Source organism: Frankia sp. R43 (genome assembly GCF_001306465.1).
Classification (GTDB): Bacteria; Actinomycetota; Actinomycetes; order Frankiales; family Frankiaceae; genus Parafrankia; species Parafrankia irregularis.
Window position 1 is genome coordinate 1,132,181 of sequence record NZ_LFCW01000001.1, and the last position, 17,025, is coordinate 1,149,205.

General features: G+C 70.7%; 13 protein-coding genes. 11 read left to right on the forward strand and 2 right to left on the reverse strand.

The window, feature by feature from the left end; all coding sequences use genetic code 11:
- Positions 1–140 precede the first annotated feature (140 nt).
- The 10 genes from ACG83_RS04240 (at position 141) to ACG83_RS04290 (ending at position 11,503) form a co-directional block, all read left to right on the forward strand.
- On the forward strand, positions 141–1,148 hold the full coding sequence (locus tag ACG83_RS04240) for an LLM class flavin-dependent oxidoreductase (protein WP_054564802.1): 1,008 nt from the start codon (positions 141–143) through the stop codon (positions 1,146–1,148).
- Entirely contained in the window at positions 1,145–2,380 is a 1,236-nt protein-coding gene (locus ACG83_RS04245; protein WP_235497617.1) for an iron ABC transporter permease, read from the forward strand. The genes ACG83_RS04240 and ACG83_RS04245 overlap by 4 nt, the downstream gene beginning before the upstream one ends.
- A complete protein-coding gene (locus tag ACG83_RS04250; protein ID WP_235497619.1) occupies positions 2,371–3,276 on the forward strand; it encodes an ABC transporter ATP-binding protein in 906 nt (301 codons plus the stop codon). Before ACG83_RS04245 ends, ACG83_RS04250 begins: the two co-directional genes overlap by 10 nt.
- A 506-nt stretch (positions 3,277–3,782) precedes the next feature.
- Positions 3,783–4,871, forward strand: coding sequence for a hypothetical protein (locus ACG83_RS04260; RefSeq protein WP_054564804.1), 1,089 nt, complete (start codon positions 3,783–3,785; stop codon positions 4,869–4,871).
- Between the two features lie 403 nt (positions 4,872–5,274).
- Entirely contained in the window at positions 5,275–6,351 is a 1,077-nt protein-coding gene (locus tag ACG83_RS04265; protein ID WP_054564805.1) for a hypothetical protein, read from the forward strand.
- Positions 6,352–6,429: 78 nt separating this feature from the next.
- Entirely contained in the window at positions 6,430–7,317 is an 888-nt protein-coding gene (locus ACG83_RS04270) for a hypothetical protein (RefSeq protein ID WP_200931265.1), read from the forward strand.
- 48 nt (positions 7,318–7,365) lie between these two features.
- Positions 7,366–8,262, forward strand: coding sequence for a hypothetical protein (locus tag ACG83_RS04275; protein WP_152991253.1), 897 nt, complete (start codon positions 7,366–7,368; stop codon positions 8,260–8,262).
- Between the two features lie 75 nt (positions 8,263–8,337).
- Complete coding sequence (locus tag ACG83_RS04280) at positions 8,338–9,129, forward strand: SDR family NAD(P)-dependent oxidoreductase (protein ID WP_054564807.1); 792 nt, start codon at positions 8,338–8,340, stop codon at positions 9,127–9,129.
- A gap of 113 nt (positions 9,130–9,242) precedes the next feature.
- Entirely contained in the window at positions 9,243–10,295 is a 1,053-nt protein-coding gene (locus ACG83_RS04285; RefSeq protein ID WP_054564808.1) for an aspartate-semialdehyde dehydrogenase, read from the forward strand.
- Positions 10,286–11,503: a hypothetical protein gene (locus tag ACG83_RS04290; protein ID WP_054564809.1), complete on the forward strand. Its 1,218-nt coding sequence runs from the start codon at positions 10,286–10,288 to the stop codon at positions 11,501–11,503. Before ACG83_RS04285 ends, ACG83_RS04290 begins: the two co-directional genes overlap by 10 nt.
- Positions 11,504–11,568: 65 nt before the next feature.
- On the opposite strand, the gene ACG83_RS43885 is transcribed toward ACG83_RS04290, so the two are convergent.
- Entirely contained in the window at positions 11,569–11,805 is a 237-nt protein-coding gene (locus ACG83_RS43885) for a hypothetical protein (protein ID WP_131831078.1), read from the reverse strand.
- A gap of 458 nt (positions 11,806–12,263) precedes the next feature.
- Complete coding sequence (locus ACG83_RS04295) at positions 12,264–13,157, reverse strand: SAM-dependent methyltransferase (RefSeq protein WP_083473010.1); 894 nt, start codon at positions 13,155–13,157, stop codon at positions 12,264–12,266.
- Between the two features lie 268 nt (positions 13,158–13,425).
- Between ACG83_RS04295 and ACG83_RS04300 the strand changes: the two genes are divergently transcribed.
- Entirely contained in the window at positions 13,426–17,025 is a 3,600-nt protein-coding gene (locus tag ACG83_RS04300; protein WP_054564811.1) for a DEAD/DEAH box helicase, read from the forward strand.

Here is a 17,025-nt window from a genome sequence, read left to right on the forward strand (position 1 = left end):
CACTCCCCCCCGCGGACACCTTCAGCAACTGTTTGATCACCAAACGCCGTCAGGGCATGGCTGGTCGGGGGGAAACGCTTGAGTACACGCCAGTTTCGCAGTCTGCGACGCAGACAGGTACCCAGCCTGCGACGACGATCATGAAGTTCGGCCTTCCCGGTGGCCGGGGCGACCTCGACACGACGCGACCCGACTCCCTGGCGGAGCTGGGGCGCGTCGCGGAGGAGCTCGGCTTCGACAGCCTCTGGTTCAGCGACGGCCATCTGACCTCGGTGGGCTCACGCACGCTGCGGGCGCGGCCGGCGCCCGTTCCGATGGCGGCGGCCGTCGCGGCCACCACCAGCCGGATCCGGATCGGGTTCACCGCGCTGCACCTGGCGCTCTACGACCCGATCCGGCTCGCCGCCGACCTCGCGACGCTCGACCGGATCTCGGGCGGTCGGGTGATTCTCGGTGTCGGCTGGCCCATCCCCGAATACGCGCGGGTCGCACGGTCCCCGGGTGGGAACGGTGTGGATCTGCCCGAGGCGCTCGACACCGTGCTGCGGTACTGGCGCGGGCATCCGGTCGTCGCCGACGGCGCGCAGTACCGGGTCGGGCCGACGCCTGCACAGCACCCGCATCCCACGGTCGAGGTCGCGGCGCATTCCGACGAGTCGGTCGCGTGGGCGGCGAGCCGGGGCCACGGCCTGATCCTCGCCGCGGTCGAGTCGGGGCCGTCACTCGCCAGCCGTGTCGCGGTGTTCACCTCCCATGGCGGCCGCGCCTGCGACCTGCGGATCGAACGGTTCTGCCTGGTCGCTCGCACTGACAGCGAGGCCGTTGCGATCGCCCGCCCGCTCGTCGAGAAGCTCACCGCGCGGCTGGCCGCCCACGGCGTCCACGAGCACGGGCACCTGACCGGCGGCGAGCCGGACCTCGACCCGGCCCGGTTCCTGCACGAGACCGCGATCGTCGGCGGTCCCGAGACGGTGGCGCGGCGGATGGCGGAGCTGCGGGACTCGCTCGGCATCGAACGGGTCAGCCTCCGCCCCTCGTTCAGCGCCTCCGTCCCGCTGCGGATCCAGCAGAACACGGTCCGGCTCTTCGCGGGCGAGGTCGTCCCCCGGCTGGAGAACCTGCCGGCGAGTCTGGCGGCCCGCCGATGAGCGCCCCATCGATGCCCGGCGAGCTCGCGAAGCCGTCCGGTGAGACCGCCACCGCTGATGCGGCTGGTGCCGCCGGTACTTCCGGCAACGCCGCAACCGCCGACACGGCCGACACCGCCGTCACCTCGGTGGCTGAAGGCTCGGTAGCCGAAGCTTCGGCGGAGGTGCCTGACGGGCCTGCGACGATCTCCGAACCCCGGGCCGCGCGCGGCAGGGTCGTGGCGCTGCTGGTGAGCGGCGGCCGCGTCGGGTTGCTCGCGGTGCTGCTCGCGGTCCTCGTCGTGGTCTCCTTCGGGCTGGGGCGTTTCTCGCTGAGCCCGGAGACCGTCGTGAAGATCCTCGCCCATGAGATCGCGGGCATCGGCCCGGAGATCGGCGGGCAGGAGCGGGCCGTCGTGATGAACATCCGGCTGCCGCGGATCCTCGCGGCGCTGCTGGTGGGTGCGGCGCTGGCGTCGTCCGGCGCCGCCTACCAGACGATGTTCCGTAATCCGCTGGTGTCCCCCGAGGTTCTCGGGGTGGCCGCGGGCGCGGGCTTCGGAGCCTCGGTGTCGATCCTCATCGGCCTGCCCACCGCGGCGCTGCAGACGATCTCGTTCGGCTGCGGGCTGCTCGCGGCTGTCCTCGCGGTGAGCATCGCGCGGCTCGTGGGCCGCGGCTCCCTGATCATCCTGGTGCTCGGCGGGGTCATCATCGGCGCCATGTTCAACGCGCTGATTTCCAGCGCGCAGTACTTCGCCAACCCGGAGACGACCCTGCCGGAGATCACCTTCTGGCTCTTCGGCAACCTGGGCCGGGCCAGCATGCACAGTCTCCTCGTGCCGGCGATCATCATCGGGACGTGCCTGGTCGTGCTCTACACGGTGCGCTGGCCGCTGACCGTGCTCGCCACCGGTGACGACGAGGCGCGCTCGCTCGGCGTGAACCGCACCCGGATCTGGGCCGTGACGATCACGGCGTCGACGCTGATGACCGCTACGGCGGTGAGCGTGGCGGGCATCATCGGCTGGGTCGGGCTCGTCGTCCCGCACCTGGCCCGTTTCGCCGCGGGCCCGTCGTTCAACCGCATGCTTCCGGTGACGACGCTGCTCGGGGCGGGGTATCTGCTGGCCGTCGACGACGTCGCCCGCACCGCGACCGAGCTCGACCTGCCGTTGGGCATCCTGACCGCACTCATCGGCGCGCCGTTCTTCGTCGCGCTTCTGGCCAGGGCGGGTCGACAGTGGCTGTGATCGAGACCGCCGGGCCGGAGACACCACAGACCGGGGGCTCCCCGGGCGGCGCCGCGGCCGCGCGCACGGCCGCGGCGCCGCGAGTACAGATGGATGATCTGACGTTCAGCTATCCCCGGGGCGGCCATCGGCTGACCGGGGTCAGCCTGACCCTGGCCGAGGCCGAGGTCTGCTGCCTGCTGGGGCCGAACGGCGCGGGGAAGACGACGCTGCTGCGCTGTCTGCTCGGCCTGCTCCGGCCGCATCGGGGCACCGTCCGCATCGACGGGCGGGACGTCGGCTCGATGTCGGCCCGCGACCTGGCCAGGCGGGTGGCCTATGTGCCGCAGACCGCGTCGACCCCGTTCCCCTTCACCGCACTGGACATCGCGGTGATGGGCCGCACGCCGCACCTCCCGCCGCTGTCCGCTCCGAGCGAGGCGGACCGCCGGCGCGCCCGCGACCAGCTCGACCGTCTCGGGATCATCCGCCTGGCCGACCGCCCCTTCCCGCACCTGTCGGGAGGTGAGCGACAGCTCGTCCTGCTCGCGCGGGCCCTGGTGCAGCAGGCACCGGTGCTCGTGCTGGACGAGCCGACGGCCGCCTTGGACTACGGCAACGAGGTGCGGATCCTGCGGGTGGTCGAGGAGCTGGCCCGCGACGGCCATTCCGTGGTCATGACGTCGCATCAGCCGTCGCATGCGCTGACGTACTCCGATCGGGCGGTGCTGATGGCCGACGGCCGGGTCGTCGCCGACGGCCGGCCGGCGGACGTCGTCACCGGCGAGAGCCTGACCCGGCTTTACAGCGTGGACGTCCACGTGACCGGAATCGAGCTGCCCGCCGGGAACGGAACACACGAGGTACGCACCTGCGTCCCGATCCCGACCCGACTCGTCTCGGGACCACGGGGATGAGGGCCGGCCGGATGGTTTCCCGATCCATCGATGGGGGATCGGAGGAGACCGGGAAACCATCCGGCCCAACAGCCGCCGCGAAACATGAAGTTTTCACAGTGAACCCCTTCCAGCCCATTCCAGAACACGCTAGAATCCGATTCAACAGATCCGCCCGGTCAGCGGGTCAACACATTCCGGCAGGTTCTCCCAGCGGAATGTGGAGAGCGGAAGAAGTTCTCGCCGGCACGAAGTCGCCGCGGTCACACCACCACCGGCCGGATGTTATCCGATGATCCAGGGCCGCCAATGACGCAGGCCCGACCCGGTGGAAAGAACACCCGGCGCGATCAGTTTCCCCGGTTCAGCACCGATCGCCACACCGAGGTGGCACGGCGGACGCGGGCTGCGCCCGGCCGCCGCCATCATCGCACCGCACCGTCCTTGTCGTTCAGCCAGGAACGACGGAAACGCCGCGGTTCCCATCGCGAAGCCAACTCAGTCATCCTCGTCCCGGAGGAGATCTCATGACGGAACTCGTCGTCGATCCGACCAGAATTCGCCAGTTCGGCGATCCGACCGACACCGAGTTCTGCCTAGTGACGAACACCTCTCTGCTGGACAAGGTGCAGGTCGTCAACACCGAGGGCTACGTCGGAACACGAATAATCGTGTTCACCGGCGGGACCGAGGAGTTTGCGCGCATCATGCGGGAAGAGGTTCCCGAACAGGCACACGTTCTGGTCATGTCGCCAGAATGTTTTTTCCAGTCGCCACCTCCGGACGTGCTCGGCCCGCGCCGCAAGCTGCTGGGCATGGCCTGCAACTCCACTCCGACGGACCTGTCCGTCCTGGCCCACTTCCTGCGCTGCATCGAGGCCACCGACCCCGACGCCCAGGAGGCGTTCTCCGACCGGTTCTTCGAGCTGGCCGAGCGCGGTGACGTGCTCGAATACCGGAACGAGCAGTACGGCACGGTGGCCCGGATGCGCCTGTGGGACCGCGAGCTGGTGTGGAACCAGCAGGCCGGCCGCGTGGACTGGGGCGAGCAGCAGATCGTGCCGGCCGGCGAGATCAGCGTGCTGCCGATCGAAATAATTGAATTCGAGGAGCACTTGTCCCTGCCTCTCGACGGCGAGATAATCATTGCGGGCCTCCCGATTCTCCACTCAGGCACCCCGTCCTTCTCCCGGCTCGACCAGAAGCGCGTTCACAGCGAGCTGTGGCCAATGCGCGAAAACCCGGTGCGGGCCACCGTCGAGAACGGTAAAATAACGGCACTCCAGGCAATCGACCCGGCTGGCCAGCAGGTGGTCGACATGCTGGAGGCACTCTTCAAGGTCGACTCACGCTACCGCCTGGTATGGGAAATCGGCCACGCGGTGAACACGACCCTCGAACTACTGCCCGGAAACCACGCGATGAACGAGGTGTACGGCGCCACCCAGGGCTGCCTGCACTGGGGAATCGGGCTCACGCCGTTCACCCAGTACCACCTCGACATCATCGCCCCCGGCACCGTCGTCACGAACGACCGCGGCGACGTCCTCCTCGGCATCCTGGACAACGAAATCACCCAGGTGCCGCCCCAGACTCCGGTAGGCCTGGCCAGCTGACCGGCGCGGCGAGACGCACCACCCTCGCCGACTTCCTGCCCGACGCGTAGACCCCGCGAAGGAGGTGCAGCATGGAGCAGAAGAAGATCCAGGTCAAGAAGAACGACCGCTACCTGGGCACCCTCCTCGGCTGACCGGGCGGCGAGACGCATCGCTCTCGCCGATTTCCCGCCCACCGCGTAGACCCGCGAAGGAGGTGCAGCATGGAGCAGAAGAAGATCCAGGTCAAGAAGAACGACCGCTACCTGGGCACCCTCCTCGGCTGATGCCGTCGACTGGGGCGGGCCGGCTATGACCGGGCCGACCCGCCCCAGATCGAGGTTCCGCACCGTACACAGAACGTCGTTTCATGACTTCCCTGCCGGCCCAGGTGGGCCGGAGTTCCCGAAATCGGGAGGACTCAATGGCACAGTTCGTCGTCCATCCCGACCGGCATCAGGTCTTCGGGAATCCCAGTGAGACGTTCCTCCTCCTCACCCAGGCCGACCGCGTCGAGGACTTCATCCTCGCCCCGAGCACCCGGTACAGTCGGGCCGCCATCGGCACGATCGAGGCCGACGAGTCGCTCGACGACGTCCTGCGCTCCGATCGCTGCCCGGCGAGCGCTGACATCTTCGTGGTCTGCCCGGACCGGTTCGTGACCTCCCCCGAACCGGCGTCCCTCGGGCCCGGGCGACGTCTGGTCGCCATGCCCTGCGGGTCGACGCCGGTGACCGACGCCCAGGTGGCCTACTTCCTCACCGTCGTCGAGAGCACCGACCCGGTGGCGCTGGAGGCGCGGGCGGACCGGCTGTTCGGCGCGCTGAGCGAGACCCCGTACGTCTGGCTGACCGCGCCCCGCGAGGCGACGTCGGCGACCTTCGCCATCTCGGCCGACTACGAGTGGAACCAGCAGGCCGGCACGCTGGGCCCCGGCGAGCAGCAGATCGCGCCGTCGGGTGAGGCCAGCGCCGCCCCGACCGGCCTGTACCGGTTCGACACGTCCCAGCGCCTCGACCTGAACGGGACCATCACCCTGCTCGGCGCCCCGATCGTGCACCGCGGTGACGATCCGGACTGTGTCGAGGAGCAGGCCGCTCTGTTCAAGGACCTGGACGCACTGCGCGACAACCCGGTGATCATGACCTTCACCAACGGCCTGGTGACGGACGTCCGTCCGACCGACCCGGCCGGAAAGGGCGCGGTGGCGGCGCTGACCGACCTGTACGCGGCCGACGAGGCCTACCGGGTGTTGTGGGAGTTCGGGATCGGCCTGAACCCGGTGCTGCGCCAGCAGCCCGGCAACTGCGGGCTGAACGAGATGTTCGGCGCGAACAACGGCGTGGTGCACCTCGGCTTCGGCCTGACCCCCACCACCCGCTACGCACTGACGTTCACGTGTGTCGACACGGTGATGACCGACGAGGCCGGGACCACGGTGGCCGGCCCCGTCCCGCCGCGGCGGCTGGTACGCCGGCGCACCCCGGACTGCGGCTGCTGAGTGCTGAGCGTCGAGCGGCAGATCCGTCCCGAGAACCGGACTTCTTCTGAAGCCAGGCCTTTCCGAAAGGAGCGCACCATGGACGACAACCCGCGTGACTGGTACGGCGAGCCGCGTGCCGCGGCGAAGGCCCGGGCCGGCCAGGTCTCACCCGGTCTGCGCCAGCAGATCGACGACACTCTCGACGCCCGGATCGCGAAGTTCTACGCCGACATCCCGTACGCGGACCACCAGATGTCCGGCAAGGAAATCAACATCGAGTACTACAAGCGGCACAACATCGAGACGATCCTGCGGCTGCGCCGTAAGCGGACCATCGACGCGCTGGCGATCGGCTACTTCTCGAAGCGCGACCCGGTCCGGGGCGCGAAATGGGCGCACTACGTCGAGGACGAGATGCTCCACGACGAGTGGTTCGCCGGCGACCTCGCGAAGGTCGGTGTCAGCAAGGACGAGATCTACTCCACCGAGCCGTTCGCCTCGACCAAACTGCTGACCGGCTACCTGCAGTACGGCATGGAGTTCGAGGGAACGCCGCTGGCGCTGCTGTGCAGCGTCTACTTCGTCGAGTACGTGACGACGAAGACGCAGCCCTCCTGGGTGCGCAACCTGGAGCAGGCGCTGGGCCGGGAGAAGCTCGCCGGGGCCCGCCGCCACGTCGGCACCGACATCGAGGACGAGCACGCCACGTTCGTCTGGGACGTCCTCGTCTCCCTGGTCGGGTCGCCGGCCGAGGAGGCCCGGGTGATCGAGCACATGGAGGTCGTCGCGAACCTCTGGGTCGCCTACTTCCTCGAGCTCTACCAGCACGTCGTCGCGAGCGGGACGGCCGACGCCGGAGCGGACACCGGCCCGGCCGAGGCCGCGGCCACCAGCACGGCAGCGACCACCGAGGCGGCAGCGGGTACGGGTGCGGACGCCGACCCGTTCGCCGCCGGCAAGGCACTCGCCGCCGGGCTCGTCTGAGCCATGGTGGCCGCCCAGGCGCCGTCGGCTCCACCAGCCGGTTCGGCGGTGGCCGACGCGCCCGCCGTCCCGGCCGGCACGACTCCTTCCGTGCCGGCCGGGACGGGCCTGGCCCCTGACCCGGTTCCGGATCCCGCCCCGACTCCGACCCCGGCCCCGGCCCCGCCCCTGGACCTGCTGCGCTTCCACTCTGACGACAACCCGCTCGACACCGGGACGGACCGGTGGCTCAAGGAAGGCCTCGCGGCCGCGCTGCCCGACCTGCGCATGACGGCGCTGTTCGAGGCCCGGCCCGACCTGTTCCGCTCCACCGAGCACCTCGTCGTCTGCACCCGCGCGGACGGACGTCCCGTCGCCGCGCTCGGTGCGAGCTGGGCGTCGACCGCCGCCGCCGAACGGTTCCTGCACATCGGCATCCAGTTCGTCGACCGCGACCTGCGCGGCGGTGCCGCGTTCAGCTCCAGCTGGCTGGCCCTGCTCGAACAGGTCGTCGCCACCGCCGAGTTCCCGCGGATCAACGTGCTGCGCACCTACAACCCGGTCGCCTACTGCGCGATGCGCGCGTACGGCCAGCTGCCCGGCGCGGTGCTCTACCCCGACCCGCGGCGCGAGCAGCGCGACGCCCGCCTCGGTGAGCTCGCCTCCCGGGTCGCCGACGCGGTCGCGCCGGGTGCACCCTTCGACCGCCGGTGTGGACGGATCAGCGGCATCGGCGTGCCGACGGACCTCTACCGGGCCAGGCCCACCTGCGACGACCCGGCGGTCAACGACTACTTCCGGCGCCACACCCGTCCCGGCGACCGGATCCTCTGCATGGTTCACATCCGGTCCTCGGAGACCGTGACGACGATCCTCGACGGGTTCACCCGCCGGCTCGGCCGTTCCCGCGGCTCCGGGGATCCGTCCACGAGCACGTCAGCCGCGTCGGCCGTACCGGCCACGTAGGCCGTGCCGATCACATCGGTCACGTCGGTCACGTCGGTCACGTCGATCACATCGGTCACCTGAACGGGAGCGCGCATGTTGGGACTCGAAGGAAAGATCACCGCGGTAATCGGGGCGGCGTCGGGAATCGGCCAGGCCATCGCGGTCGCGTTCGCCGAGCAGGGCGCCGTCGTGGCCTGCTCCGACGTCGACGGCGACGGGCTGAAGGCCACCATCGCCGCCATCGAGGCCGCCGGCGGGCAGACCGACGCCAGCATCGTCGACGTGCGCAGCTCCGCCGAGGTCGACAGCTGGCTCGGCCGGGTCGTCGCCGAGCACGGCCGGCTCGACGTCGCGGTCTGCACCCCCGGGATCAACATCCGCAAGCCGCTGATCGAGTACACCGACGCCGAGTACGACGCCGTCACCGACGTCAACCTGCGCGGCGGCTTCAACGTCCTGCGCGGCGCGGGACGGATCATGGCCCCGCAGGGCAGCGGCAGCATGATCGTGATCTCCTCGATCAGCAGCCGCGTCGTCGAGCCCGGCCAGGTGATCTACGCCGGGACGAAGGCGGCGCTCGCCCAGATGGTCCGCGTGTTCGCCGCCGAGCTGGGCCGCGCCGGCGTGCGGGTCAACGCGATCGCCCCCGGCCCGGTCGAGACGGCGCTGACCGAGCCGATCCGGGCCAGCAGCGCCTGGGCCGGCGCCTACGCGGAGAAGGTCGCGCTCGGCCGGTGGGCCCGCCCCAGCGAGATCGCCGGCCCGGCGGTGTTCCTCGCCTCCGACGCCGCGACGTACGTGACCGGTGAGCTGATGTTCGTCGACGGCGGCTGGGTGGACCTCGACGCCCAGTTCGCCGACCAGGACGCCGTCGCCACCGACTGAGCGTCCACCACCCGGGCGTCCACCGCCCGAGCACCGCGCAGACCGAGCACCGCGCAAGACCGAGCACCGCGCAAGACCGAGCACCGCGCAGACCGAGAAGGGGCACGAGAACAGTGGACATCGCCGTCATCGGCGCGACCGGCGTCGTCGGCAAGCAGTGCCTGCAGCTGCTGGATGCCGGGGCGCTGCCCGGCGTCCAGCGGGTGGTCCCGGTCGCTTCGGGCCGTTCCGCCGGCCGCGACCTCGCCGCCGAGTACGGCCTGGACCTGAAGGTCGAGCAGGTCGTGGCACTGGAGGACTTCGACCCGGCCGGGGCCGAGCACGCCGGGCTCGACCTGGCGATCTTCAGCGCGGGCGCGCCGATCAGCCTGGAGCTGGGCCCGAAGGTCGCCGCCGCCGGCGCGCTGGTCGTCGACAACAGCTCGGCGTTCCGGATGGAGGACGACGTCCCGCTGGTCGTCCCGCAGGTCAACCCGCACACGATGGCGACCCGCCCGGCGCGCGGGATCGTGTCCGTCCCGAACTGCTCGACGATCCAGCTGGTCCGGGCGCTGCACCCGCTGCGGGCGCTCGGCAACCTGGAACGGCTCGTCGTGGCGAGCTACCAGGCGGCGTCCGGTGGTGGGCTGCGCGGCCTGGAGGAGCTGGCGGCGACGTCCCGCGAGGTCCTCGACGGCGGTGAGCCGGCCGAGACGCCGAGCAGGTTCGGGCGGACGCTCGCGTTCAACCTGGTGCCCGAGATCGGCCTGCGCGACGACGCCGGGATCTCCCACGAGGAGCACAAGCTGCGCCGCGAGCCCCGCAAGATCCTCGAGCTGCCGGCGCTGCGGGTCGCCGCGACCGCGGTGCGCGTGCCGGTGGTCAACGGGCACTCCGAGGCGGTGCACATCACCTTCGACCGGCCGGTCACCGCCGCCGACGCGCTCGACGCGCTGCGCGCCGCCCCCGGCGTGCGGGCCTACGGTGAGGACGAGGGATATCCGCGGCCGCGGCAGGTGTGCTCCTCGGTGGAGTCCAGCTCGCTGGTGCATGTCGGACGGATCCGCGCCGACCTGGACGACCCGTGCTCGCTGCTGATGTGGGTCGTCGCCGACAACCTCATGGTCGGCGCCGCGCTGACCGCCGTGGAGATCGCCCGGCTCGCCACCGAGTCCACATGGATCTGACCGGCGGACCCGCAGCCGCTTCCGCCATCGTCCTGAAGTTCGGGGGCGCGTCGTTCGCCGCCCCCGGCTCGCACCGGCTCATCGCCCGGTACGTCGCGGACCGCCTCAGTGACGGCTGTTCCGGAACCGGAACCGGAACCGGCGCCGGGGCCGGGGCCGGGGGCCGCGCGCGGGCGGTGGTCGTGGTCAGTGCCGTGGCCGGCGAGACGGACCGGCTCTCGGCCCTGGTCAGGTCCGTCTCCCCCGACCCCGACCGGGACCTGCTCGGCACCGCGCTGATGACCGGGGAGACCGTCAACGTCGCGCTCATGACCGCCGCGCTGCGCGACGCCGGCCTGCCCGCCCTCGCGCTGACCGCCGCCGACACCGGGTTCCGCGGAACCGGCGAACCGCACCACGCCGACCTCGCCGAGATCGACCCGGCCATGCTGACGAAGCTCGCCGAACCGGGCCAGGTGCTGGTCATCCCCGGCGGCCAGGCCATCGGGCCGGACGGGCACCCGGTCATGCTCGGCCGCAACAGCTCCGACCTCTCCGCGATCGCCGCCGCCGCCGCGCTCGGCGCGCCGGCCTGCGAGATCTTCTCCGACTCCCCCGGCATCTGCACCGCCGACCCGCACCTGGTGCCGGACGCCCGCACGCTGGCGCACCTGCCCTACGACATGATGATCACGATGTCGCGGCACGGCGCGAAGGTGCTGCACCACTCGGCCGTCGCCTGGGCCCGCACCCACGGCGTGGACATCCGGTGCCGCTCCCTGCTACCCGACGGGCAGCTGCACTCGGTGGTGGGCGACTCAGCGGGCGACTCAGCGGGCGACCCAGTGGGCGGCTCCGCGGAACCGCGCCAGCGCGAAACCGAGGCTCTGGCGCCGACGCCGGCTCGCGGCGGCGCCGTCGTCGTGCACCGCACCGGTGTGGTGTGGGAAGGAGCCGCGGAGCAGATCCGTTCGGCGGTGAAGTGGGTGAACGGAGTGGGCCGCTCCGACGGTGACGTGGTCGTTGTCCCCCCGGCCGCCGGCTCCGCGGTGGCCCACCTCGTCGTCGCCGACGCTCTGCGGGACCTGTCCGGCCTCTCGCTGCGACGCACCGACCTGCGCCTGGTCACGACCATGTTCCCCGACGGCCGGACCGACCTGCGGCTGGTACCGGCGTCCGAGGTCACCGCGATGGCTCAGGCCCAGCACGACCTCGTCATCAGCACCTGACCAGACTCGTCGCCGACCACTGGCGGCGCCGGGGGCCGCGCGGGGCTGTGGAAAGCCGCCCTCTGCTACTGGTTCTTTGGCTCCTCGACAACCGCAGCGGCAATCAGCGCGACCAGATTGTCGGTCCAGCAGTCGCGCTCCTCCGTTGCGACTTCGACGCCACAGCCCGAGCAAACCAGATTGGGGCCATTCTGCCCGTCAGGGCCGCAGCAACCAATGCGCCGCCGAGGGTCGGCGTGACATGCCGTTCCCAGAAGGTCATTCGGGTTCAGAATCAACAAACTGCCATCAAAGTTGACCATGAATGTACCCTGCGCGATCAACGGCGGCGCGGCTCCATGGCCAGACGGCCCCGGGCCTGCCAGCTCTCCCAGCGGTTTACCTGCCCTCACCTCGCTAGTCAGAGGCTGCTACAGCTTGCACAACGAAAGGTGACCACCGGCCTGTTGTACCAGCGGATCAGCAGGCACCAGACGGATCCGGGGCAACGGGTCCGACGTGGGCGTCGCGGGCCTCCCGGCGTCGGCCCCCGCGTGGTCTCCACAGGTACGGGTGTCCTGCACGAGGATAGGACGGGTTCAGCGTCAGACGCATGGCGGGTCGCTGTGGGTGACACCACCTACCGGCCTGGGCTGCAGTACGCCCAGCAGGGACGGCGACCTGCTGGCCAGTGGCAGCGCGGACAGGACAGTGCGGTTGTGGGCGCTCCGACGTCGCCGGGGCTCGCGCGGGGCCGTGGAAAGCCCCGCGCGAGAGGCACTCAGGACTTCCGGGCGATTCCGCCGTACATGTGGACGTGCGCGTCGTCCGTGGCGGCCGCTGCCTCGTCCGAGTGCCAGTGGTTGACGAGAACCACGCCGGGATCGATGAGCTCGAGACCGGTGAACAGGCTTTCCGCCCGGGCCTTGTCCCGCGCGACCAGCGGGATTCCATTGGCGTTGTACGCGGCCACACCCACCCGCACTTCTTCCGGCGCGCTGTCGGCTGTGCAGGTGGACAGCGCCAGAACGCTCCCGGGCGCCAGCGGCGCCATGAGCTGCTCGATGAGGGACCGCACGACATCGTCGTCGACAATGAAGTGGACGATCGCGATCAGGCTCACCGCCACCGGCTGGGAGAGGTCGATGGTCTCCTGAAGCTGCGCCGAGCCCAGGATTGCCGCCGGGTCGCCGAAGTCCGCGTCGAGATAGGACGTCCGCCCTTCCGCCGAGCTGGTGAGAAGGGCACGCGCGTGCACCAGCACGATGGGGTCGTTGTCAACGTAGAGGATCCGCGCTTCGGGCGCGGCCTCCTGGACGACCTCGTGCAGGTTGGGCGGGGTCGGCAGGCCGGTTCCGATGTCCAGGAACTGGCGGAAGCCGTGCTCTTCGGCCAGGACGCGGGCGACCCTGGCCATGAAACTCCGGTTCGACCGCATGGATACCGGGAGATGCGGCCAGTCCTTCACAATATCTTCGGCAGCGGCACGGTCCGCCGGAAAGTTGTCCTTGCCGCCCAGGATGTAGTCGTAAACCCGGGCCGAGTGCGGAACGTCAGTCCTCAGATCCACGCCCGCCGGCACCCAGTCCGGCGCAGCCGATCCGGAGTTCCACCCCTCGTCACTTGCAGTCACAGATCCCCCTGTCTCCGGCCCCCGCACAGGCCCATAAGTCATGTCAAACCTTCCCATAGCGACATTAGGGGTACTCCGAAGGGTCGAGAAAAAGGCTGTCGGAGTTCGGCCGGAACACCGATCCGCGGCAGGCTCACAGTGCCGTTCTCCGAACGGATCCTTTTGACCTGCGGAAATGCGTCTACCGCGGCGACCGGGTCCAGATCCTCAGCGGTGCCCACCCGTCCGTGCCCCCGTGCGTGCGACCCCCACGTGGTCTCCGCAGGTAGGGGTGCCTGGGTCGGGATGGGACGGGTTTAGCGTCGTACGCATGCTGCCCGCCGAGTTGTGCGACGTCGATCGGGGCCATCTGCGGGTCGCTGTGGGTGACACCACCTACCGGCGTGGGCTGGGGTACGCCCAGGAGGGAGCCGTCCTCCAGGTGTCGTGGCGTCCGGCGGGGAACACCCTGGCCGGTGTGGTCGCGGGAAGCCACGGAGAGCGGTACCTGACCACCGTGCAGTTCACCGGCGTCGGCTCCGGTGAGCAGTGGTGGTTCGAGGGCGGGCGGTGCACCTGCCCGGTCGGCCTCGACTGCAAGCACGCCGTCGCGCTGGTGCTGGCGGCGGCCACCCGCGCCGGCGATACCGGCGCCGGTTCGGGCGGTGCCGGTTCGAACGGTGCCGGCCGCGCCGGTGGCACCCCTGCTCACCGGTCTGACGCCACCGGTGCACGGGACTGGGCGTCGTCGCTGGCGGCCCTGATCGGCGAACGATCGGCCACGAACGAGCCGCACGGCACGACGCCGCTCGCCATCGAGCTGACCCTCTCCGCCGAGTCCGCCGAAGTGCCGGCGGCGCGGTCGAGCCGTGGCGGGCGGGGCCGTCGGCGCAGTGATGGAAGGGGCGGCGCAGGTCGCGGCGGCGGGCCGTCAGTGGGTGTGCGGGCACGGCTGGTGAAGGCGGGGAAGACCGGCTGGATCAACGCGCTCCCCTGGTCGAAGCTGAACTCCCCGTACGGCGCTCAGCGCGACAGCTATCTCCCGGCGCACCTGCGAATTCTGCGGGAGATGTACGCCGTCTACCTTTCCGGGCAGGAGGAGACGGGGTACGGCGCCTACGTGTACGGCGACGTGAAATACCTCGACCTCGGCGCCTTCACGAGTCCGCGGCTGTGGCCGCTGCTCGACGAGGCCGCCGCGGCCGGAGTCCGGCTGGTGCACGGCAACCGGCGGCTCGCCGACATCGAGCGGTACAGCTCCGCGGAGCTGTACCTGGACGTGACCTCAGCCGAAGGCGAAGGCGGTGCTGAAGGCGAAGCCGGTGCCGGTGCCGGTGCTGCGGAACTCACCGTCGCTCCGCTGCTGTGCCTGACCGACGTCGACGCGGACATCGACGGGGGCCTCGCCCCAGACGTCGACGCGGATGCGGACGCGGATGCCGCGTTTGCGGTCGCGCCGATCGCGTTCATCGGCGATCACGGCGTCGTGGGCATCGACGGGGCGGAGATCGCGGCCTCGGATCGTCCTGAGGACTGGCACCTGCGACTCGTCCGGCTGAGCGTGCCAGCCTCCGCCGCGCTGATCCAGATGACGATGGAGACCGAGGTCCTGCGGATTCCGGCCGCCGAACAGCCGCGATTCGTCGACGAGTTCTACCCGCGGCTGCGCCGGGTGGCCCGGATCATCTCCAGTGACGGTTCGTTCGAGCCGCCGGTGATCACACCGCCGGAGCTGGTGATGCGGGCGGATTTCGGCCCGGGCCACGCCGTCGAGATCGCCTGGGAATGGGCCTACACGGTCGGCGGCGCTCGGCAGCGCACACCGCTGGCCAGCGCCTCCACCACCGCCGCCACGGGCGGGTTCCGTGACGAGGTGGCCGAGGCCGAGATCCTCGCCGGGCTGCGGCTGCCACCGGGGTCCACCGCGCTGCTGGCGCCGGGCGGGGGTGGCGACGTCCCCCGGCCGCCGGGCGAGGAGTACGTCTCGGCCGCTCCGGTGCGCCTCGCCGGTGTCGAGACGATGCGGTTCGCCACCGGGCTGCTCCCGCAGCTGACCGGGGTCGACGGTCTCACCGTCGAGGTCGGCGGACGTCCCGCGGACTACCGCGAGGCCGGGGAGCTGCTGCGGATCGAGGTGTCGACGGACGACGTCCCGGGTGAGACGGACTGGTTCGATCTCGGTGTCGCCGTCACACTGGCCGGGCGCGAGATCCCGTTCGCGGCGCTGCTGGCGGCACTGAGCCGGCAGGAGCCCTACCTGCTGCTCGACGACGGGGCCTACCTCAGCCTGGACCGGCCGGACCTGCGGGCGCTGCGCACCCTGGTCGAGGAGGCGAAGGCGCTGCGGGACACCCCCGGAGCCGGAGCCGGCGCCGGCTCCGGCGGGGAGCTGCGCATCAGCCGCTTCCAGGCCGGGCTGTGGGAGGAGCTCACCGGCATCGGCGTGGTCGTGCGCCAGGCGGAGGCGTGGCGCCGGCAGGTGTCGGGCCTGCTGGCCCTCGACGCCGCCGGCGCCAAGGAGCCGCCGGACACCCTCCAGGCCACGCTGCGGCCCTACCAGGCGGACGGGTTCCGCTGGCTGACCTTCCTGTGGGGATGCCAGCTCGGCGGCATCCTCGCCGACGACATGGGGCTCGGCAAGACGGTGCAGTCACTGGCGCTGATCTGCCACGCCCGCGAGACCGACCCGGGGCAGCCGCCGTTCCTCATCGTCGCGCCGACGAGCGTGGTGGCGAACTGGGCCGCGGAGGCCGCCCGGTTCGCACCGTCGCTGCGGGTGGCCGCCATCACCGACACGCTGCGCCGCCGCGGCGGATCCCTCCCCGAGATCATCGCGGGCGCCGATGTGGTCGTGACGTCCTACACGCTTTTCCGCCTCGATATCGAGGCGTATTCCGCCGTCTCCTGGGCCGGCCTGGTTCTCGACGAGGCGCAGACCATCAAGAACCACCAGTCGAAGGCGTACCAGTGCGCGCGGCTGCTGCCCGCGCCGTTCAAGCTGGCGGTCACCGGAACGCCGCTGGAGAACAACGTGATGGAGCTGTGGTCACTGCTGTCGATCACCGCGCCGGGGCTTTTCCCGAACCGCGGCCGGTTCGACGCCTACTACGCCCGCCGGATCGAGAAGCAGGGTGACGCCGAGCGCCTGGCGCAGCTGCGGCGCCGGATCCGGCCGCTGATGCTGCGGCGTACCAAGGAACAGGTCGCGCCGGAGCTTCCCGCCAAACAGGAGCAGATCCTGGAGGTCGAGCTGCACACCCGGCACCGGCGGATCTACCAGACCCACCTGCAGCGTGAACGGCAGAAGATCCTGGGCCTCATCGGCGACCTGAACCGTAACCGGTTCACCATCCTGCGGTCGCTCACGGCGCTGCGGCAGCTCAGCCTGCACGCCGGCCTCGTCGACGACGAGCACGACGACACGCCCAGCGCGAAGATCGACGTCCTGCTCGAGCAGCTGCGGGACGTCGCCGACGGCGGGCACCGGGCCCTCGTCTTCAGCCAGTTCACCCGGTTCCTCGGCCGGGTCCGGGAAACACTCACCGCCGCCGGTATCGAACACTGCTATCTCGACGGCTCGACCCGCGACCGCCCCGAGGTCCTGCGACGGTTCAAGGAAGGTTCCGCGCCGGTCTTCCTCATCAGTCTCAAGGCCGGCGGATCCGGACTGAACCTGACCGAGGCGGACTACTGCTTCCTGCTCGACCCCTGGTGGAACCCGGCGACCGAGGCGCAGGCGGTGGACCGTACACACCGCATCGGCCAGTCCCGCAATGTCATGGTGTACCGGCTCGTCGCCAGGGACACCATCGAGGAGAAGGTGATGGCCCTGAAGGCACGCAAGGCCGAGCTGTTCTCCGGCGTGATGGACAGCGGCGAGTTCGTCGACACGGCGCTGGACGCCGACGACATCCGCGAGCTGCTGTCCTGA